Here is a 4255-nt window from a genome sequence, read left to right on the forward strand (position 1 = left end):
TCTATAACCTTTTTTATATAACTTTCTACTGAACTGTTATGTCCTTCCGCTCTTGTTTTAATAAAGTCCTCATCAAAAACTTGTGTAGTAGCAGGGTTCACACACATCGCCTCATTAAATGGTGCATAATCAGAATCACCCATTAGCTTTTTATTTTTAAATTCTTCATACATAACTTGACCATTTAATATGTTAAGTACCTCTTTATCAAATAGCTCACTCTTCCTATTTCGCAACTGTTCAACCTCTATTTTTCTAGAAATATTCATATTAAACGCCCCTTCTTTATTTAAATTTAGTTTAAGAAATGATTGAATAGACATTTTGTTAAGTTGATATTCTCTTGGATTCATTCCAAAAACATTTTTACATATTCAATTTAGCCGTTCCTATTTATAGTGCGATAGAATATTCATTTGCTGGAAATGGGAATATCGTTGACTATGAACATTCTATTACAGAAGCACTATTTGAAGGCTACCAAGAGGAAAATGAACTACCAAAAGAGATGATAGACAAGTTTCCATTATTTATTAAATTAAAGGAGGAACAAGTACGGATTATGAACCTTTATAGGATGAAGATCGAAAATAAGAATACCTATATCAATATTTAAGAACGCTGTTGTTTAACTACAAGGAAACTTTGGTTAAACAACAGCATTTATTAATTTGCTGACAGCCTTTTTTATGACTTATAAATACTGATTCAATAATCTTTTCAAATACACTTCTTTTTGCGGTGATACTTTTTCAGAAAATCTAGCTGCAATAATAATAGGAGCCCATTGAAAAACTTCATCTCTTGATAAGCCGGTACGACTGCAATATATATGTAAATACATCTCAGCTAATTCTACCGAAGCTTGTGAGTACAACAAATATGTTCGAAATACATCTGCGCGAATATCACCTGAACTTGCATCTACCCAGTCTATAACTTTCACTTTCTCTTCCTTACTCAAAATCAAATTAAATGGATGGAAATCTCCATGACATAGCCTAAAATCAAATGTAATAGAATCTAATTTTTGTAATATATTCTTCTTTTTGCTTTCATCCAAATTATGTACAGATTTAATTTGACGCTCTAACCTTTTCCTCATTAACTCCATTTCATCTGTATTCACACGTATAGCATGGATCTTTTTTTGCTCATTAACACAAAGTCCGATATAACGCTCTGCCTCATTTAAATTATTAAGTAGGAGATCACCAACACTGTCCCCTTTTACGTATTCCATAATAATTGCCTGTCTATCGTGTATCTTTGTCACTTCAAATACGTTTGGAACTGGCAGCCCGCATGAATAAGCATATTTTTGTTTTTTTGCTTCATTCATAGACTCTGTATCTGGGAGGTAATCTTTAAATAATTTTACAACCTTATCATCAGTTAAATAAATTTCTGCTGTATTCCCTTTTGCAATTGGATTACCTAAAACCACTTCATTTCTCCCCTTAACATAAATTAAAATAACACCTTATACCTCTCTTTAAATTCACTATAATCCTAGCTAAAACCATCTTCACGAATATACAAAAAACTTACCGCTTTCCATCCTTAAATAGAAAGCGGTAAGTTTAATTGTTTAGGAATATCAGAATGAAACTCTGATGTATGCACAATTGAAAATGTATATCCTTGCTCAATAAATGATACTTCATTACATTTATATTCAAATGATACACCATTTTTCTTAAAGTTATTTTGGATTCGCTGTAAAAATGCGACGTCTGGTGTTCCGAAAGAAACGTGTACTTTCGGTGATAGAGCTTTCATCGCGATTGGAATCCAAGGTCGCTGCCACCAAGTTGCGACGACATAAGCAGTGCCACCAACTACAAAGTTAAAAATATCCCCGTCTTCCATCGTTTTCATATTTAGATTTGATTTCAGCCATTCCCTAAAAATAGGTACACTTTTAACAGGAAGACCAATTTCCCTTACATATAAAATGTTTAAAGGTGACTGCGGTACTAATACATCTTCTTTAACATAACTATGCGCGATAATTTCGAGTAGATTTCCATCTCCGTCTTTAAAGTATAAATTGAATCGACCATCCTCTTCATCAATTATATGACCATCTTTCCATTTCGCAATGAGTAATCCAGACTCCTCAAGCCATCTTGCTGTTTCATGAAATTTTGAATATGGGATTTCAAAAGCAACATGTGCAGGTGCAATTGGTTCATACACTTCTTGAAAACTAATTGTTGTATAAGGTGTTACTTCAAATTGAATGAAGGATGCTGTTTCTTTTTTTATTGGAAAAGATAATATGTCCTTATAAACTTGTTTTACCCCTTCTATGGAAACCGTTTGTAGTTTTATATCTGATATATGTGTAATCACTTTACATTCCCCCTCATTTCTTATTATCTATTCGTATTGTATTACACTTATAAATAGATAAAATCAAACGGAAGGATGGATTTTTCATATAGAAACTACAACTTTAGTATGAATATGTTAGCTCCAATTATTTTTTATTTCTGCTATAACAATTTCTGGTTTATCCCAGTGCAACATGTGTGTAGTATCAGGAATTACTTTTACTATACTGTCCGTTTTCTCTTTGAAAACATTTACTGTCTTATCTCTATAATCCGCCCAAACTTGTGGAACTGTAGCTCGGAGTAATACAATATTAGCCGGCAGCTTCTCATATATATCTATCGTTTCATCTTTATGCATACCTCTTATTATATTACTAGCTGTATTCCCCCTGGCATGCCACCATACTTTGTTATCCATTTCGATCCCTAGGTCCTTTACAGCAACTTCTAACAATGAAGACCACCTAGTATAAGCTTCTTTTTCACTTTTGAAAAATTCGTCCCAATTATTAAAAACGTATTCATCAAAGTCCTTTTCATAATAAGCAATTTCTTCTTCCAACGTTTTTTCTTGAAGCCTTTTTGTTTGATATCCACCATCAATAAGAATACTTCCTTGTACTTTTTCTGAATGATGTAACAAATAAAATAACGCTACAAAACTTCCCCATGAATGTGATAGAAAATAGAAGTATTCGATTCTCAATTCATTTATTATTTCATTTAACCAATTTGCTAAATTCTGCATCTCATAATCTTCTGTTCTTTCAAATGGCGGTGTTTTACCATGTCCAGGTGCATCAACGGAGATAAATCTATACTCTTCTTTTAATTCCTCAGCAATTTCTATAAAACTTAAACTCGTACTACCTAATCCATGTAAACAAAAGATAACGGGCTTGTCATTATTCCCCCATTCAGTAATATGTACATTTATTTTTTCATTGCTAATATAGTAACGTTTCAAAACATTTATCCTCCATATTTTGATTTACACTTTATTTATTTCTATTATTTTCAAGTATTTCCTGTATTCTTTTCCACACAAAAAGCTGCTTTTCTTCAAATGAAAAGCAGCTTTTACGCTAAAATATATTATAATTTAACAGCGATAATCATAAATCTTTTTGAATTTGTATGAATCCCTTTTTCAGAACTATTCGTGTCAATGAACTTTTGTAAAATAGTAAAATCCTCTTCCTCTTCTCCAAATCTAGGAATAATAGGCGTATGTTTTAATAAGAAAATGAGATCTTCAGGCGTATTGTAATAATCAGTAACATCATATTCACGTACTTGCACGAGATCAAATCCTGCACTAATAAGTTCATCCATATACTTTTCTTTTAAAGTGCCATCTCGTTCACCTAAGCATTGTCCTCTGCCAAATGCTTCTTTCAGGTTTAATTTATCATTCTCACTTACTTGTTGCGTTAAGAAAAAAGCACCTCGTTTCATTACTTTTGCTAACTCAGATGCTAGAAACGGAGCATGACAACTTGAAGCAATATCAAAATGGGCATGTGGAAATGTTAAAGCTTCAGAACCCATTTGAAGAAACTCAACATTTTGTACACCTGATTTTTTCAAGTTAGAATGTGCCGTTTCAATCATGCCGTTAGAATTATCAATTCCAATTAACAATTTAGCCGAAGATGCTATATTAAGTATATTTTCCCCTCCGCCTGTACCAACATCAAGTAGAGTGGCTGATGGTTTACATCTTTTTTTCACTTCCCCATAAAAGTCCCATATATCTCCTACAGTTTCACATTTTATTTTACTAAAATCCCATCCATTTAATCTTCCTACTCTATCATAAAAGTTTTTGTACTCTAATTCATTCACCTTATAACTTCCCTTTTGTAAAAATAAATTAAATATGTAATATAACCTGCAACACTGTTTAATTA

5 protein-coding genes and 1 pseudogene are annotated in these 4255 nt (G+C 32.2%); 1 reads left to right on the forward strand and 5 read right to left on the reverse strand.

The window, feature by feature from the left end:
• A pseudogene (locus ABWK52_RS26910) lies at positions 1-353 on the reverse strand (AraC family transcriptional regulator); the annotation flags it as partial.
• Between ABWK52_RS26910 and ABWK52_RS26915 the strand changes: the two are divergent.
• On the forward strand, positions 344-616 hold the full coding sequence (locus ABWK52_RS26915; RefSeq protein WP_061654673.1) for a hypothetical protein: 273 nt from the start codon (positions 344-346) through the stop codon (positions 614-616). The pseudogene ABWK52_RS26910 and the gene ABWK52_RS26915 sit on opposite strands and share 10 nt — an antisense overlap.
• A gap of 78 nt (positions 617-694) precedes the next feature.
• Here the strand turns inward: ABWK52_RS26915 and ABWK52_RS26920 are convergent, their stop codons facing one another.
• The 4 genes from ABWK52_RS26920 to ABWK52_RS26935 form a co-directional block, all read right to left on the reverse strand.
• On the reverse strand, positions 695-1447 hold the full coding sequence (locus tag ABWK52_RS26920; protein ID WP_061654674.1) for an aminoglycoside phosphotransferase family protein: 753 nt from the start codon (positions 1445-1447) through the stop codon (positions 695-697).
• A gap of 116 nt (positions 1448-1563) precedes the next feature.
• Positions 1564-2358, reverse strand: a complete 795-nt coding sequence (locus tag ABWK52_RS26925; RefSeq protein ID WP_000627936.1) for a VOC family protein — start codon at positions 2356-2358, stop codon at positions 1564-1566.
• A gap of 117 nt (positions 2359-2475) precedes the next feature.
• Positions 2476-3309 carry an alpha/beta fold hydrolase gene (locus tag ABWK52_RS26930; RefSeq protein ID WP_061654675.1) on the reverse strand — a complete coding sequence of 278 codons (834 nt, stop codon included), beginning with the start codon at positions 3307-3309 and terminating at the stop codon, positions 2476-2478.
• 128 nt (positions 3310-3437) lie between these two features.
• Positions 3438-4190 carry a class I SAM-dependent methyltransferase gene (locus ABWK52_RS26935; RefSeq protein WP_001003863.1) on the reverse strand — a complete coding sequence of 251 codons (753 nt, stop codon included), beginning with the start codon at positions 4188-4190 and terminating at the stop codon, positions 3438-3440.
• Positions 4191-4255 lie beyond the last annotated feature (65 nt).

The organism is Bacillus sp. AP50, from assembly GCF_040492675.1.
GTDB classification, from domain to species: Bacteria; Bacillota; Bacilli; order Bacillales; family Bacillaceae_G; genus Bacillus_A; species Bacillus_A cereus.